This is a genomic window from Rhodanobacter sp. T12-5 (assembly GCF_008329435.1).
Lineage (GTDB): Bacteria > Pseudomonadota > Gammaproteobacteria > Xanthomonadales > Rhodanobacteraceae > Rhodanobacter.
Map to the genome: position 1 here is coordinate 151,458 of NZ_NPKN01000005.1, position 15,914 is coordinate 167,371.

At 66.7% G+C, this 15,914-nt stretch carries 11 protein-coding genes; 3 read left to right on the top strand and 8 right to left on the bottom strand.

The genetic code is table 11. The features are described from left to right. Positions 1 to 2: 2 nt before the first annotated feature. From CIW53_RS11785 to CIW53_RS11795, 3 genes are all read left to right on the top strand, one after another. On the top strand, positions 3 to 2,033 hold the full coding sequence (locus tag CIW53_RS11785) for an ATP-binding protein (RefSeq protein WP_149364918.1): 2,031 nt from the start codon (positions 3 to 5) through the stop codon (positions 2,031 to 2,033). A gap of 74 nt (positions 2,034 to 2,107) precedes the next feature. Beyond that, a complete protein-coding gene (gene trpE / locus CIW53_RS11790) occupies positions 2,108 to 3,580 on the top strand; it encodes an anthranilate synthase component I (RefSeq protein ID WP_172969662.1) in 1,473 nt (490 codons plus the stop codon). Beyond that, a complete protein-coding gene (locus CIW53_RS11795; RefSeq protein ID WP_242451875.1) occupies positions 3,577 to 4,245 on the top strand; it encodes a hypothetical protein in 669 nt (222 codons plus the stop codon). Before trpE ends, CIW53_RS11795 begins: the two co-directional genes overlap by 4 nt. On the opposite strand, the gene CIW53_RS11800 is transcribed toward CIW53_RS11795, so the two are convergent. From CIW53_RS11800 to CIW53_RS11835, 8 genes are all read right to left on the bottom strand, one after another. Next, positions 4,242 to 5,024 carry an N-acetylmuramoyl-L-alanine amidase gene (locus CIW53_RS11800; protein WP_149364920.1) on the bottom strand — a complete coding sequence of 261 codons (783 nt, stop codon included), beginning with the start codon at positions 5,022 to 5,024 and terminating at the stop codon, positions 4,242 to 4,244. The genes CIW53_RS11795 and CIW53_RS11800 overlap by 4 nt on opposite strands. Before the next feature lie 5 nt (positions 5,025 to 5,029). Further along, a complete protein-coding gene (locus tag CIW53_RS11805; protein ID WP_172969652.1) occupies positions 5,030 to 6,082 on the bottom strand; it encodes a serine hydrolase domain-containing protein in 1,053 nt (350 codons plus the stop codon). 40 nt (positions 6,083 to 6,122) lie between these two features. Continuing rightward, on the bottom strand, positions 6,123 to 6,806 hold the full coding sequence (locus CIW53_RS11810; protein WP_242451876.1) for a M15 family metallopeptidase: 684 nt from the start codon (positions 6,804 to 6,806) through the stop codon (positions 6,123 to 6,125). Between the two features lie 116 nt (positions 6,807 to 6,922). Continuing rightward, entirely contained in the window at positions 6,923 to 8,497 is a 1,575-nt protein-coding gene (locus CIW53_RS11815; RefSeq protein WP_149364922.1) for a serine hydrolase, read from the bottom strand. After that, positions 8,481 to 9,695 (bottom strand): dipeptidase, encoded by a 1,215-nt coding sequence (locus CIW53_RS11820; RefSeq protein ID WP_149364923.1) that lies wholly within the window; start codon positions 9,693 to 9,695, stop codon positions 8,481 to 8,483. Before CIW53_RS11820 ends, CIW53_RS11815 begins: the two co-directional genes overlap by 17 nt. After that, positions 9,692 to 10,993, bottom strand: a complete 1,302-nt coding sequence (gene lysA / locus CIW53_RS11825; RefSeq protein ID WP_149364924.1) for a diaminopimelate decarboxylase — start codon at positions 10,991 to 10,993, stop codon at positions 9,692 to 9,694. The genes CIW53_RS11820 and lysA overlap by 4 nt, the downstream gene beginning before the upstream one ends. Positions 10,994 to 11,143: 150 nt before the next feature. Then, positions 11,144 to 14,176 carry a carboxypeptidase regulatory-like domain-containing protein gene (locus CIW53_RS11830; RefSeq protein WP_149364925.1) on the bottom strand — a complete coding sequence of 1,011 codons (3,033 nt, stop codon included), beginning with the start codon at positions 14,174 to 14,176 and terminating at the stop codon, positions 11,144 to 11,146. A 53-nt stretch (positions 14,177 to 14,229) separates the two neighbouring features. Continuing rightward, the gene (locus CIW53_RS11835) at positions 14,230 to 15,753 is read right to left on the bottom strand and encodes a transglutaminase domain-containing protein (protein WP_149364926.1); all 1,524 of its coding nucleotides are present in this window, start codon (positions 15,751 to 15,753) and stop codon (positions 14,230 to 14,232) included. Between the last annotated feature and the right edge of the window lie 161 nt (positions 15,754 to 15,914).

A 15,914-nucleotide genomic window follows, 5' to 3' on the forward strand; every position in this document is an offset into this window, starting at 1 on the left:
GCATGAGCCTGCGTCGAAAACTCCTGCTGGTTGCACTGTGCACCCTGGCGCTGCCGATCGCCGGCTGGCTGTACGTGCGGCAGATGGAAGCGTTGCTGCGCGAAGGTCAGGCGCAGGCCTTGCTGGCCTCGGCCGGCGCGGTGGCACGCAGCCTGGTGGTGACCGGCGCAGTGCAGTCGGCGCCGGCGCGGGGCTGGTACGTGCAGTCGGCCGCGGGGCCGATCACGGTGGACGGTTATGGCGACGATTGGGCGCCGTTGACGCCGTGGAGCCAATCGCTGGGTCAGCATGGCAAATTGCTGCTGGCCGCGGACGACACCTGGTTGTATCTGTACGCGGACGTGCGCGACACCCGGCGCACACGCGCCGATGCCGCCGATGTCGGCGCACTCGCCGCCGATCACCTGATCCTGACCCTGTCCAACGCCGCCGGACAACGGCGCTACCTGCTGGCCAGTGCGGCACCGGGGTCGCTCACGGCGCGGCCGCTCGATCCGGCGGTCGACGGCCTGCCCGAGCTGATCGCTGCGCAGTGGCAGGAGGACGGCAGCGGCTATCACGTCGAACTGCGCCTGCCGCGCAATCTGCGGTTGCACGCGTTGGGGGTCGGCGTCTACGACGCGTCGGCGGGAGGCGATCGGATGGCTTCCGATACGCGACCGCTGATCCGCTATTCGGAAACGCTCTCCGGCGAGCTGGCCCAACTCGTGCCCGACCGCGTGCAGGCACGCGTGCTGGCACCGCAAGGCTGGTTGCTGGCGCGCAGCGGACGTCTCGACACCACGCCCGGCAGCGATGGCCAGCCCGGCTGGTTCGCCTCGCTGGTCTACCGATCGCTGCTGGCGACCAGGCTGGAGGATGCGGATCTGTGGTCGCAGGACGTGCCGCGGCTGGACACCGCCGAAGTCGGCGCCGCCGGCGGCGGCAAGCCGGTGGCGGTCTGGCGCAACGGCGAGGAGCGCGGCAGCGTGGTACTGGCTGCCGCGGTGCCGATCCAGCACGCCGGCAAGGTCGATGGCGTGCTGCTGCTGGAGCAGGCCAGCCGCGCGGTGCCGCTGCTGGCCAACAAGGCCTTGCTCGGCCTGCTGCTGACCAGTTTCGGCGTGCTGCTGGTAGCCGGCGGCATCCTGCTCGCGTTCGCCACCCGGCTCAGCCTGCGGCTTGGTCGGCTGCGCAACGCGGCCGAGCGCGCGCAACTCAACGATGGACGTCTGGACGGCTTGTTCGAACGCGGCAAATTCCCGATGACCGATGCACCGGACGAGATCGGCGACCTGGCACGCAGCTTCGAGCGCTTGTTCGAGGTGGTCGGCGGATACACCGATTACCTGCGCACGCTCGCCTCGAAACTCTCGCACGAACTCAACACGCCGCTGGCGATCGTGAAGTCGTCGCTGGACAACCTCGAGCATGCACTGCAGGAGCGGTCCGCGCTGCCGGCCGAAGCACAGCCGTACCTGGCCCGTGCCCGCGACGGCGTGGCGCGGCTCGGCGCGCTGGTGCGCGCGATGAGCGAGTCGAGCCGGATGGAACGCTCGATCCTTGCCGCCGAACCCGAGGACGTCGACCTGCGCGACGTGGTGCGCGGCTGCGCCGACGCCTATCGGCCGCTGATCGATACGCGCCGGCTGGAATGCACGTTGCCCGACACGCCGCTGTACCTGCATTGCGCGCCCGAGCTGATCGCCCAGGCGCTGGACAAGCTGCTCGACAACGCGCTGTCATTCACCCCGCCGAACGGCTGGCTGCGGCTGGAACTGCGCAGCACGCCGGACGGCGCCGAAATCGAGCTGGCCAATCAGGGCCCGCCGTTGCCCGCAACGATGCAGGGCCGCTTGTTCGATTCGCTGGTCAGCCTGCGCGACAAGGCCACCCCCGGCGATGCCCCGCACCTGGGCCTGGGCCTTTACGTGGTACGGCTCGTGGCCGAACGCCACGGCGGCATCGCCAGCGCCCGCAACCTCGACGACGGCAGCGGCGTGGCGTTTTCGCTGCGCCTGCACGGCATGCCGCGCCAGCGCCTGAGTGGCTGAAGCCGCGCTTCGCCTACAATGGCCGCTTCCTCGTTTGGCCATCCGGATTTTCCCACGTGATCTCCCCCGATAAAATCAGCCGAGCCGAATTCGACGCGCTGGTGGCCCAAGGGCATACGCGCATTCCGCTGGTTCGCGAGGTGTTTTCCGACCTCGACACGCCGCTGTCGGTGTACCTGAAGCTGGCCGATGGCCCGTACACCTTCCTGTTCGAATCGGTCGAGGGCGGCGCCACCTGGGGACGCTATTCGATCATCGGGCTGCCGGCGAAGCGGGTGTATCGCCTGCGCGGACATGAGCTAGAGGTGGAGGATTCCGGCGAGGTCACCGAGCGCCGCCATCTGGATGAACCGCTGGCGGAAATCGAGAAGCTGCGCGCGCAGTACGACGTGCCGCGGCTGCCACAACTGCCCGCGTTCTCGGGCGGTCTGGTCGGCTACTTCGGCTTCGAGACGATCGGCTACATCGAGCCGCGGCTGGCGCAGTGGGATCGCCTGGATGAGCTGGGCACGCCCGACGTGCTGCTGATGCTGGCCGAGGAAGTGGCGGTGTTCGACAACCTCAAGGGCAGGCTGTACCTGATCGTTCACGCCGACCCCGCGCAGCCGCAGGCTTACGCCGAGGCGCAGCGCCGGCTCGACGCGCTGGTCTACCGGCTGCGCCAGGGCGGCGCCTCGTATCCGCAGCTCACCCAGTCGATCGCGCTGGACGAGAGCGATTTCAAATCCTCGTTCACGAAGGACGAGTTCGAGGCGATGGTGGAAAAGGCGAAGGAATACATCCGCGCCGGCGACATCTTCCAGGTGGTGCCGTCGCAGCGCCTGAGCGTCGGTTTCAACGCGCGGCCGGTCGACGTGTACCGCGCGTTGCGCGCGTTGAATCCGTCACCGTACATGTACTTCGTCGATCTCGGAGAGACCCAGATCGTCGGCTCTTCGCCGGAGATCCTCGCGCGGCTGAAGGACGGCAAGGTGGTGGTGCGACCGCTCGCCGGCACGCGCCGGCGAGGCGCCACGGAAGAGGAAGACCAGGCGCTGGAGACCGAGCTGCTGGCCGACCCGAAGGAGCGGGCCGAGCACGTGATGCTGATTGATCTCGGCCGCAACGACCTTGGCCGGATCAGCGAGACCGGCAGCGTCGAAGTGAGCGACTCGTTCGTGGTCGAGCGTTACTCGCACGTGATGCACATCGTCTCCCAGGTGCAAGGCACCGCACGCGAAGGCTTGAGCTACATGGACGTGCTGAAGGCCACCTTCCCGGCCGGTACGCTCAGCGGCGCGCCGAAGGTGCGCGCGCTGGAGATCATCCAGGAACTGGAACCGTACAAGCGCAACATCTACGGGGGCGCGATCGGCTGGATCGGCTGGTGGGGCGACGCCGACACCGCCATCGCGATCCGTACCGCGGTGATCCACGGCGGCCGCCTGCACGTGCAGGCCGGCGCTGGCATCGTCTACGACTCCGATCCCGCCGCCGAATGGGAGGAGACGATGAACAAGGGCCGTGCATTGTTCCGCGCGGTGGCGCAGGCGGCGAAAGGGCTGTGAAGGCGTTCCGCCGGGTGTGCCTGTTCGCGCTGCTGTCGATGATCGGCTGCAACGTCGCCATCGCACGAACTGCGGCGGCGCCGAAATGGCCCGATACGCCGCTCGCCCGAACCCAGGCGCTGGCCCTGCTGCAGACCCTCAATGCCGACTTGCTCAGCCATGACAGCGCGACGTTGACACTGGAGCATTGGTGCGGCGCCCATCACATGGCGACGCCGGCACGCGTCGTTGCACAACGTGTGCATGGTGGCGACAAGCCGTTGCCACCGCAATGGCGCGCGCGGTTGGCGATCGATGCGAGCGAGCCGGTGAAGTACCGACGGGTGCGGTTGAAGTGCGGCGATCACGTGCTGTCCGAAGCGGACAACTGGTATCTGCCGAACCGGCTGACTGCCGCGATGAATCGCCAGCTCGACAGCACCGACACGCCCTTCGGCAAGGTGGTGCAGCCGCTGCATTTTCGCCGCGAGACGCTAAGCGCCGACTTGCTGTGGTCGCCACTGCCTGCTGGCTGGGAGTTGCATCGCACGCAGATGCAACCGACCGCACGCGCGCTGGCCATGCCACACTTTCTGCTGCAGCATCGCGCGTTGCTGTTCGCCGGCGATGGCCGGCCGTTCAGCGCGCTGGTCGAGACCTATACCGATCAGGTGTTGGCGTTCTAGCCAGCGGTTCGCGTAGTGCTGCCGGATTCGATTTGCTGCGCCAGGTTGTAGAGGATGCGCAGGTCCTCGGCGTCGAGCGTGTCGCCGTCGATGCCACGGAAGTGGTTGTGGAAGGCGTGCACGGCGGCGGGACGATCTTCCAGCGGATAGCCGACCAGACCCAGCGCCATCCACGGATCGAAGCCGGCCGGCGGATCGATCAGTATCCCTTGCGGCCATAACCCGAAGCCGGCATCGGCGAGCTGCTTCCATGGAAACAGCGGGCCGGGGTCGGGTTTGCGCGCGGGCGCGAAATCCTGATGACCGACGATCTGCGTGCGCGGTATGTGCAGGCGGTCGGTGAGGTCGGTGAGCAGGCGCAGTAGGCTGTCGATCTGCGGTTGCGCGAACGGCGAATGGCCGTCGTTGTCCAGCTCGATGCCGATGGAGGCGGAGTTGATGTCGGTGATCGTGCCCCAGTGCCCCGGGCCGGCATGCCACGCGCGCAACTGGTCGGACACCAGTTGGTAGACGTGGCCGTCGCTGCCGATGAGATAGTGCGAGCTGACCGGGCCACCGCTGTTTCGTGTGCGCAGGGTATCCAGGCTTTCCTGCACCGAATGCTGGTCGGTGTAGTGCAGCACGATCAACACGGGCCGGCGGATGTCGTGGTTGGGCGAAGGCACCCAGGTCGCCAGCGGATTGCGCGGCGGCAGCGGCGCACAGGCGGCGAGCAGTGCGACCAGCACCAGCAGGGTCGCGCGGCGCAGCAGGCGGCCCGGCGAAAACGGACCTCTCATAAGGATCATTGCAGGTACCGCTGGGCGATCGCCAGCACGGTGCGGTATGGCTCCGGCTCGTTGCGGTTGCTGAGCAGGATGATCGTGAGGTGCTGCTTCGGCCAGCGCACGATCACGTTGCGGAAGCCGATGCTCTCGCCGGAATGCCACAGCGTGTCGCCGGTGATGCGCCAGCCGAAACCGTAGCTGGCCTCGTACGGTTCGCCGACGACCTTCACGTGCGGGCTGAAGGCGAGCTTGCGCGAGGCGTCGCTGAGCAGGCGGTCGTCGTACAGCGCGGCGTCCCATCTGGCCAGGTCGTCGATCGAGGAATAGATGCCGCCGTCGCCGCGGGTGGCGCTGGTGACGCTCTGGTCGGTGCGCGTCCAGCGACCGTTCTCCTCACTGTAACCGTAGGCGCGATTCGTCACTTCGGGGCCGCCGCGCACGTACATCAGCGTGTGGTCCATGTGCAGCGGCTTGAAGATGCGCTGCTGCATGAATGCCGGCAGGCTTTCGCCCGAAGCCTTTTCCACCACCAGCCCGAGCAGCACGTAGCCGGTGTTGCTGTAGCGGTAGGCCGTACCCGGCGCGAAGTAGCTCTTCGACGTGGCCGACAGCATGCGCAACACGTCCTGGTCGTCGAGCTGTCCGGTGGTGCCTGGTGGAATCAGCTCTTCGTAGTCGATCAGCCCGCCGGTATGACTCAGCAACTCGCGCAGCGTCACCTTGTCGGCCATCCCGGGCAACGAGGGCAGCCAGTGGCGGATCGAATCGCCGAGCTTCAGCTTGCCGTCCTCGGCCAGCAGCAGGATCGCCGCGGCGGTGAACTGCTTGCTCACCGAGGCAAGCCGGTAGTCGGTGGCCGGCGTGGCGGCGATGTGCTGCTCCATGTTCGCCATGCCGTAGCCGCGACGGACCAGCGGCTTGCCATCCTTGAGCACCAGCAGCGAGGCACCGGGAACGTTGCCGGCGTATTTCCGCATCAGGTGGTCGGTGTGCTGCGCGGCGTCGGTGGCGGTGGCTGCGCAGCTGCCGAGCAAGATCGTCGCGGCGAAAATCAACCTCGGCATACGCATGCCAGACCTCCAGGCAGGGATTGGGACGGTGCGACCGTGCTCATTGCACCGGCACGTCGTAGATCGTGTGCGGCGTGGGTTCCGGCGTGAAGGTGTAGTGCCACCATTCCATCGGGTAATTGCGGAAGCCGCCGCGTTCCATCGCGCCGAGCAGCAAGGCGCGGTTCTCGCGTTGCCGCGACGTGAGGCCGGGGGTGTCGGTGTTTGCGCGCGTGCCGAAGTAGTCGAAGTCGGTGCCCATCTCCAGCGGCTCGCAGGGCTTGTCGCCGGCGACGCAGCGTTCCAGCGTGAGATCGACGGTGGCACCACGGCTGTGGCCGGAGACCGGCGCGATGTAGTCGCCGAGCAGTTGCGACTTGTCCAGCGTGGGGTAGTGCTTCGGCTTGGTGCGCTGGTCGTCCAGGTCGCGCGCCCAGCGCACGAAGTTCGCCACCGCGCGGGCGGGTCGATAGCAATCCCAGATCTTCAGGCGCAGGTGTTGCGCGCGCAGCTCGTGTTCGACCCGGGCCAGCGCCTCGGCGACCGGGCGCAGCAGCAAGCACTTCGGCGCCAGATAGCCGTCCACCGGCGCGCCGACGAAGTTGTCGCTGCCGGCGTACTTGATGTCCTCGGCGATGTCCGGCACCAGGCTGCGGATGTCGACCAGGTTGGCGGCAGCGGCAGTTTTTGCGGGAGAAAGAGTCGGGTGTTCCGCGTGGGCGATTCCGCCGATGACGACGAGCAAGGCGAACGCGATCAGAAGCCAGGCTCTCGCAGGAGCCCGTCCGCGGGCGATCCTCCCGGGAGTAAAGGCATCGCCCGCGAGCGGGCTCCTGCGGATGGTCATGGATGGCCGGATGATCATGGGCTGCAGCTTCCGATGCGCTGGAAGTCGAGGTCTTCGTAGTCGGAGCTGAAGTCGCCGTTCGGATCGAGCTTGGCCATGCGCAGGGTGACCGGATGGTCGGGGCTGGCCGCATGGAAATCCAGCCACGCATCCAGGTCGCCGGGGTCGTCCCAGTGCACCAGATAGCGCGTGCCAAGGCGCATCACCGTGCCGGTCAGCGTCGGCGACTTCACCGCTGCGAAACGCACCTTGCCGTCGCGCGGGCACAGCGAGACGTCGCCGAACCACGGGTCGTACCAGGTACCCGTCCACGCCGCCATGTCCTCCGCAGCAGCCGGCTGCTGTGTCGAGGTATCCGGCAGCGGCGATTTCCCGGCGTGCTGTTTCGCCGTGCGCTCCAGCGCGTCGGCGTACCAGTTCACATCGTGCGGATCGCCGGGTTGGGTGAAGTGTTTGGTCAGCGCTTCGCCCAGCACGGTGCGTGCGTCATCGGCTTCGCCGTTGATCATGAAGACGAAGCCGTTCTTGTGGTCGGGCAACAGCGACAGCATCGAGTACATGCCGTTCAAGGTGCCGGTGTGCCAGACGTTCCACTGGCCGTCCACGTCGGTCATGCGCCATCCGTAACCGTAGGCCATGATGTGCGAATTGTCCCAGGCCCGGCGCTGTGCGGACACCGGAATCAGCATGTGTGGCGCCTGCAGGATCTGCCGCTGCGCCGGCGACAGCCATTCCAGCTGCGCGGGCGTAGGCACCAGCCAGTTGCGTGCCCAGCTGAGCATGTCGGTGAGGTCGCAGCGGATGCCGCCGGCCGCGGCCGAGGTGATCGCGGGAATCGCGGCCTCCTCGGGAATCGCCACATTGCGACCGTCGTCGCGGCGATGCGGGGTGGCGACGTCGCCGACCGCGTCGCGGTTCCATGCACCGACCTGGCAGCGATCCAGGTGCAGCGGCGCGAACACTTCGCGGCGCATCAGCGTTTTGTACGGTGCGCCGCCCGCGGCGGCGGCGACTTCGCCGGCCACCACGTAGAGCAGGTTGTCGTACTGGTATTGCGAGCGGAAGCTGTAGCCGGGCTTGATGAAACGCAGGCCGTGGATGATGTCGGCGCGGGTGAAGCTGTTCGGTTCCGGCCACAGCATCAGGTCGCCGCCGCCTTCGGGCAGGCCGCTGGAGTGGGTGAGCAGGTCGGCCACGCGCATGTTCGCGGTGACCCACGGGTCGTGCATGCGGAACTGCGGCAGGTACTTCGTCACCGGGTCGTCCCAGCGCAGCTCGCCCTGGTCGACCAGCCGCCCGAGCAGGGCGGTGGTCATCGCCTTGCTGTTGGAGGCGATCTTGAACAGGGTATCCGGCGTGATCTTCCGGCCCGAGCCGGCGACGGTTTCGCCGACGGTGCGCGTGTAGACGACCTGTCCGTTCTCGATCACGCCGACGGCGATGCCGGGCAGGTGGTAACGGGCGACGGTGGCGTCGACGATCTTGTCGTAGGCAGCGGTTTTGGCCCCGGGCGTGGCCGCGTGGACGAGTGTGCAACCCAGCCCGAGTACCGCGGCGAGCAGCAGGTGCGGCTTAATGATGGGCGGCATGGCGCTCGACCTCGCCCCATACGCGCAGCAGGTTGCCGCCCCACAGCTTGGCGATGTCGGCGTCGCTGAAGCCGGCCTTGCGCAGGGCGGCGGTGACGTTGCGGGTTTCGCCGGCATCCTTCCAGCCGGTGATGCCGCCGCCGCCGTCGAAGTCGGAGGAGAGGCCGACGTGGTCGATGCCGGCGACCTTCACCATGTGCCGGATCTGCTTCACGTAGTCGTCCAGGGTGGCCAGCGGGTATTTCTTCTGGATCTCGGCCATGCCGGCTTCCATCTCCGGACGGTAGTCGTCGGCGTCGCTGTCGTATTCCTTTTCGCCGGCCTGTTTCGCCACGGCTTCCTGCAGTTTCTTTTCCGCGGCCGCGCGGCCCGGGTCGTTCTTCAAAAATTCCTTGTAGGCGACGGCGTCGATCACGCCGCCCTTGGCGGCGATCGCGCGCAGCAGGTCGTCGGGCAGGTTGCGCGGGTGGTCGAGCACGGCGCGGGCGCCGGAATGGGTGGCGATGATCGGCGCGCTGGATGCCTTCAGCGCATCGCGCACGCAGTTGTCCGACGCGTGCGAGATGTCGACCATCATGCCGAGTTCGTTCGCGCGCTTCACCACGGCGCGGCCGAAATCACTCATGCCCTTGTCGCCGGCGCTGTTCATCGCCGGCTCGCCGTGTTCGGTGTCGGGCAGCGAGCTGGTGCACAGGTCGTTGTTGCCGACGTGGACCAGGCCGACGGAGCGCGCGCCGCGATCGAACGCGGCATCGAGGCGGTGCAGATCGTGGCCGAGCGAATAGGCGTTCTCGATTTCGATGGTCGCCGAGAGCAGGCCGGCCTTGTGGTTGGCCACCAGCTGTTCGGGCGTGGTGGCCAGGCGAATGCGGTCGGGGTAGGCGAGCAACATGTGGCCTATGGCATCGTACTTCTGCCGGGCCTGTGCACGCGCCTTGGCGTAGCCGGCGGCGTCCAGCTTGTGTTGCGGCACCCAGATCACGAAGAACGCCGCGTCGAGGCCGCCGCGCTCCATCTTGCCCAGGTCGACCAGCAGGCGCGTGTCCTTGCCCGCGTCGAAACGTGGCTCGCCCATGTAGTTGAAGGGGATGTCGACGTGGCTGTCGATGGTGATCGGCGGATCCTGCGTGGCGTGTGCCGGCACGGCGGCGCCCATGGTCAGGGCGGCGAGGATGGCGAGGCGGGCGGTCATGTTCATGCGGTTTCCCAGTTTCGCGCCGGCTGTTCGCCGGCAATCATTTCCTCGAAGTGCTGGCGGCGGCGCACCACGGCGTAGCGGCCGTCCTGCAACAGTACTTCGGCAGCCAGCGGTCGCGAGTTGTAGGTGGACGCCATCGACGTACCGTACGCGCCGGTGCCCTTGATCAGCAACAAGTCGCCGCTTGCGCATTCGGGCAGCTCGCGGTCACGGGCGAACGTGTCGCCCGTTTCGCAGACGGGCCCGACGATGTCGTAGCGGGTCGTCGGACGGGCTGCATCGGACACCGGCACGATGTCGTGCCAGGCGTCGTAAAGGCTCGGTCGCAGCAGGTCGTTCATCGCCGCGTCCAGCACCAGGAACTGGCGTTCGATGCCCGTCTTGATGCGGACCACCCGGGTCAGCAGCACGCCGGCTTCGGCCACCAGGTAACGGCCCGGCTCCAGCAGCAGGCGGCCGTGGTAGCCGGCCAGCGCGGTACGGATCACGCCCACGTAATCGGCAGCGGCGACCGGCCGATCCGTGCCGGCGCGATAGCACACGCCGAGGCCGCCGCCGACATCGATGCTGGTGATCGAATGGCCCGCCTGGACAAGCTCCCGCCAGAACGCCGCGACCCGCTGCAGCGCGAGGCGGAACGGTTCCAGGCTGAGGATCTGCGAGCCGATGTGCACGTGCAGGCCGTTGAGCTGCACGTGCGAAAGCTGTTTGCGCTCGGCGAACCAGCGGCGCGCCTCCTCGATGCTCACGCCGAACTTGTTTTCCGATTTGCCGGTGGAGATCTTCGCGTGGGTACGCGCGTCGACATCCGGATTGATGCGCACCGCGGCGCGCGCGATCACCTGCCGCGCCTGCGCCAGCCGCTGCAAGGTGTGCAGTTCGTCGAGCGACTCGACATTGAAGCGGGCGATGCCGACGCTGAGCGCGCCGGCGATCTCGTCGGCGCTTTTGCCGACGCCGGAAAACACGATGCGGTCGGCCGGTATGCCGGCATGCAGGGCGCGGCGCAGCTCGCCGATCGAGACGATGTCGGCGCCCACGCCGGCGTTCGCCATCAGCTGCAGGATGGCAAGGTTCGGGTTGGCCTTGACCGCGAAGCAGATGGTGGCGTCGAGGCCGTCGAGCGCCGACTGCAGTTCGCCGATGCGCTGGCGGATCGCCGTCGCGGAATAGGCGTGAAATGGGGTGGGAATGCGCTGCGCCAGCTTTTCAAGGTCGACCCCGTCGAAGTGGCGATGGTCGGCGGTGGCTGGGGCGCTGTCGATGGCGGCAACCGGCGTGGGCTCGTTCGTTCTCATCGTCGGTTGCAAGGCGGTGTTCCGTGTCGAGGGGCGCCCGACGCGGCTGTCGCGCAGGTCCCGGGCAAAAGGCAACTCGCCAACCGCGAGCCGAGGTCCCACGTCAAAAAAAGGGCGACTCGCCAACCGCGAGCCGCCCAAGGGGGGGCGTCAGAAATCCATGCTGAGGGTGAGCTGGGTGAAGCGCGGTGCCTGGAAGCTGATCGGCGATCCGAAATTCTGGTTGGTGCTGTCGCCAATCGTGGTCTGCAGGTCCTGATCGACGTTCAGCGTGCGCTTCGAGTTGAGCAGGTTGTAGACCGCCAGCTTGGCCTTGAAGCGGCCCTTGTCGCCGATCGGCAGCAGGTAGGTGACGCTGGCGCCGATGTTGTACGTCCATGGCGTGCGGCCGTACTTGCCGCGCGGCGAGTTCACGTAGACACGGTCGGCGGAGTTGGTCGAGCTGCAGTTCTGCACGCAGATGTAGTAGCTGTGGTAGTTGCTGTAATCGAACGGATTGCCCACGCCGAAACCGGTGATCGGCGTGCCCGACAGTGCCTGCACGTCTGCGCCGATCAGCCAGTGCGGGGTCAGCGCATAGGTGCCGCGCAGCTTGAGTTGGTGACGGCGGTCGTTCGGCAGGTAGCCGTCGCCGCCGAAGTTCACCCACGGGTCGTCGAAGTTTTCGGTGCGGCCGGTGTCGTCGAAGTTGGTGTCCGAATTGACCGGGCCTTCGGCGTTGCCGCGGCTCCACGACAGCGTGTACGACGCATTGAACGCCCACTTCTCGTCCCACGCGCGATCGATCTGGAACTCCACGGCGGTATAGGTGCGCTTGGGCTTCACCCAGCCGCGCTGGCCGATGTAGGTCAGGACCGGATCGCCGTTCGCGTCGACGCCATCCTGGCGATACATCGCCCAGCCTTCCTTGGAGGTGTCGACGGTGAGATACCCGTCAGGCGTACCGTCGCAATTGGTGTCGCCCCACACCTGCACCTTGGAGCCGGGGTTGGCCATCACCCAGCCGATGTAGCCGTTCTCGCCGCACTGCGCGGTGGCGCTGATCTCCATGTCGTCGATCGCGTTGTGCAGGCGGCGGTAGGTGCCGCTCACGCCCCACGACCACTTGTCGTCGAGCATCTGCTGGAAGCCGAGGATCGCCTCGTCCTGGTAGACCTGGTCCATGTCGTGATCGACCTCGGAACGCAGGTCGCCGACAGTGCCGTCGCCTTGCGAAGTATCCACGCCACCCAGTTGCGGGCCGAGGATCGGCATCGCATATTCGTTGCCGTCGCGGTTCTTGGTCTCCCAGCCGCCGAACGCGTAGTAGGTGCGCTGGTCGAGCAGGCCACCGGCCTGCTTGATGTTGATCACGTTGGCGACCGGCAGGTAGTAGCGGCCGAGGTTGCCGAACAGCTTGGTGGTGCCGTCACCCTTCATGTCCCATGAAAAGCCCAGTCGCGGCGCGATCATGTTGTCCATCTTGATGTAGCTGCGGCCGGAACCGTCCTTGTTGTCGAAGCCGTCGTCGCGCAGACCGGCATTGAGCAGCAGGTTCGGCGTGACCTGCCAGTTGTCTTCCACGTAATAGGCCGAGTTGGTCGACTCGAACGTGCCGTTGATCTCGTAGCGCCGCGCGCGGACGTAGCCGGTGTAGCCGGGCGGGATCACGCCGCCGCCATTCGGGTTGGAGATCGAATCGCCCGGGTTGCCGGCGTAGACGGTGTAGTAGATCGCGTCGGGGCCGGGGTAGTAGCGATCGTAACCGGACGTGTTCGTCTCGTGGTCGAAACCGAAGCGCACGAGGTGGTCGCCGAGGGTCCACTCGAAATCGGCGCGGGCCTGCTTGCGCACGTCGTTGCGGTGCGCCACCGAGGTGCTGGTGGTGCAGCCCAGGGCCATGTCCGGCGTGGCGATGTTGCCGTCGGTGCCGACGTGGTTGCATTCGAGATCGCTCAGGGCGCGGTTGAATGCCTCGCGTTCGTTGCGGCCGTACATCAGCTTCATCGACAGGTTGTTGGTCAGGTAGCTGGTGCCGGTCAGCGCCCAGTTGCGGCCGCCGTTGTCGGTGTAGATCTCGTCGGTCTTGCTGCCGCGCGTGTGGCTGGCAAGGTCGTAGTTGTAGACGCTGCCGACGTTCGAGTCCTTGTCGGAGAAAGCCATGAACTCCAGCAGGTTGCTGTCGTTGATGTGCCAGTCCACCTTGGTGCCCCAGAAGCCGGGATGGGCATTGTTGCGGGTCATGGTCTGGCCGAGGTCGTCGGTATTGCGCGGGGTTTCGGCGCGTGCCTCGTACATGGCGAAGAAGAACAGCTTGTCCTTCACGATCGGGCCGGAGGCGTAGACGTTGGTCTTGAACAGCGAGTCGCGGTCTTCGCTGGAGACGAGGTACAGATCACCGTTCTTGCGGTAATGATTGTCGCCGGCCGAATGCCAGTCGGCCGGCTCGGCGGTGATCTCGGCACCGAACTTGAATTCGTTCGTGCCCGAACGGGTCACCGCGTTGATCACGCCGCCGGTGGTGCGGCCGAACTCGACCGAATAGCCGCCGGTCTTGACCTGGAACTCCTGGTAGAACGCGAACGGAGCCGACGAGAAGCCGTTGCGGTTGTAGAAATCGGTGACGTTGAGGCCGTTGATGTAGAACGAGTTCTCCGCCACCGATGAACCGCCGAAGGAGATGCCGCCGAAGCCGGCGATGCCCTTGTTGACGCCCGGCGCCAGCACCGCCACCGAGGTGATGTTCTGGTCCACCGGTATGCGGGCCAGTTGCTCGCGGGTGACGTTGGTGGCCGATTCGGTCGAGGTGACGTCGACGCCGGGCAGGATGCTGCCGCTGACGTTGACCGTTTCCAGGGTGGTCGTGGCCGCGGCGGCGCCGAGGTTGACCGTGGTGGCATTGCCGAGGCTTACCGTGACGTTGACCGGTTGCCCGACCGGCGCACCGCCCTTGCTGCCTTCCAGCGTATAGGTTCCGACCGGCAGGAACGGGAAGCGGTAGTTGCCCTTGTCGTCGGCGGTCACCGAGCGGGTGAATCCGTTGTCGGCGCTGTGCACGGTGATCACGGCACCGGCGGCGGTATGGCCGACCACCGAGCCGTCGTTGCTGCCCGCGTAGGCGGCAGGTGCGCCCATCGACAGAAGGCCTGCGCCCAGCGCCACGCAAAGGACGGTCCTGCGAAATTTATGGTTGCTGCTGCCCATATCCCCATCTCCCCATCGACGCCGTCGATGCCTCAAATGAAATAGCTGCTGGTTCAGTTGTTGTTGCGTCCCTGCGACACCGGATGGATCTGCCAATCGAAGTCGTAGCCGGTCTGGTCGAAGTAGAGGTTGCCGCCACGCCACTCCGCCTCGCCGCGTTGCGAGTCCACGTTGTCGGAACGAAAGTGCTGCTTGGGCGGCACGAAGCGGCGCCCGTAGTCGGCGTTGAACGCGATGCGGTACGCATCGAGCCCGCCGAGGTAGAACCACTCCAGTGCCTTGTCGTCACCCGGGCCCGGGTGCAGGCGCCCGGTGGTGACATCCATCGGCACCCATCCGTACGGCGCCAGGTACAGGTAGCCCCAGTCGTGGATGTTGCTGTAGCCGGTGCCGTCGTCCGAGAACACCATGCCCGACTGCCAGCGCGCGGGAATGCCGTTGAGGCGCAGCAGGGTCATCAGCAGCAGCGTCTGCTGGCCGCAGTCGGCATGGCCGGCGTGCAGCGCGTAGTCGCTGATGTTGCTGATCGTCGAGTATTCGCGTGCGCCGGCCCACGGAATCCTGTCGACCGCGGCGAACAGTTTCTGCGCGATGCGGTACGGGTTCTTCTCGTTGCCGACCACCTTGCGCGAGAACGCACGCATCGCGTCGGTGAACACGATGTGCGGCGCGCGCTCGGCGACGAACGGGGCCAGTTCCGGGGTGATCGTTTCGGCCTGCACCTTGGCCGGGTCGATCGCGTGGTACTGCGCCAGCAGGGTGACTTCATAGGTGACGGAGAACACCGTCTTGTGGCCGGCCACCGCAGGCTTCTCCAGGTACACCGTGCGCTGCGCCGCGGACGCCGGCGCGATGTCGTGTTTTGCCGGCACGCTGGCGACATAGCGGATGTCCTCCTGCTGGCCCGGGATCGCTTGCGGGTAGGGAATCCATGCGCGCACGGTTTCGCCGGCGGGCACCGCATCGGCATCGACGGTGAGTGTCTGGGTCATGCGTACGCGTCGCGGCAGCACGCTGCTGCGATGCTCGCCGAGCGCCGCGTGGTAGATCGCGCGCTGGTGGGCGTTCAGCGATTCCATCGGGCCGTCGGTGATCGGCGTCTGCACCGCGCGGCGCGCCACTGCTTGCGGGCTGATCCGGAACAGGTTGCCGGGCGAGCGCTTGAAGTAGAGCGTGCGGCCATCGATCACCTGATGCTCGAACAGGCCGGCAGCGTCCCATTTCGCGAATTCGGCGTCGGTCAGGTCGGGAATCGACTCGCGCACGCGCGCCTTGACCTCGTCCGCGCTGAGCGTGAAGTCGAGCAGGATGCGGCGCATGCGTTCGTGCTGGAAAGCCAGCGCGGTTTTCGTGTCGGCGTCGATGCCCGGCTGTGCCAGTGCGTCGGCGATCGCCGTGTCGGCGGCCTTGAAATGGCCGGCGTCGATCTGCGCCATGATGGGCGCGACGGCGCCGCCGGGTGAGGCTGCGTCGGCCAGTGCGAACGGGCTGGCCGGCAGCGCGAGCAGGCACAGCAGCATGCGCAGCGCACGGCCACGGCGGCATACTTTCCTCGCGACAGGCAGCAACCCATTCATCACCACACCCCGATTTCGGAATCCCCTGAAACTGCTGTGTAACACGCTTGCAAATGACGGTCAATAATTTATGCTTCGATCAAATTAGAAAAGAATCAGATATTCCTTCACGTTGAAAACCCGTCGGCCGCGCCTATCCGCGAACGACCCAGGAGGGGCTG

Bases quoted from the DNA above. Each gene is read 5' to 3' on its own strand.
- CIW53_RS11830 (WP_149364925.1), bottom strand. From the start codon at position 14,176: ATGGGCAGCAGCAACCATAAATTTCGCAGGACCGTCCTTTGCGTGGCG.
- CIW53_RS11800 (WP_149364920.1), bottom strand. From the start codon at position 5,024: ATGAGAGGTCCGTTTTCGCCGGGCCGCCTGCTGCGCCGCGCGACCCTG.
- CIW53_RS11785 (WP_149364918.1), top strand. From the start codon at position 3: ATGAGCCTGCGTCGAAAACTCCTGCTGGTTGCACTGTGCACCCTGGCG.
- CIW53_RS11820 (WP_149364923.1), bottom strand. From the start codon at position 9,695: ATGAACATGACCGCCCGCCTCGCCATCCTCGCCGCCCTGACCATGGGC.
- CIW53_RS11805 (WP_172969652.1), bottom strand. From the start codon at position 6,082: ATGCGTATGCCGAGGTTGATTTTCGCCGCGACGATCTTGCTCGGCAGC.
- CIW53_RS11835 (WP_149364926.1), bottom strand. From the start codon at position 15,753: ATGAATGGGTTGCTGCCTGTCGCGAGGAAAGTATGCCGCCGTGGCCGT.
- lysA (WP_149364924.1), bottom strand. From the start codon at position 10,993: ATGAGAACGAACGAGCCCACGCCGGTTGCCGCCATCGACAGCGCCCCA.
- CIW53_RS11815 (WP_149364922.1), bottom strand. From the start codon at position 8,497: ATGCCGCCCATCATTAAGCCGCACCTGCTGCTCGCCGCGGTACTCGGG.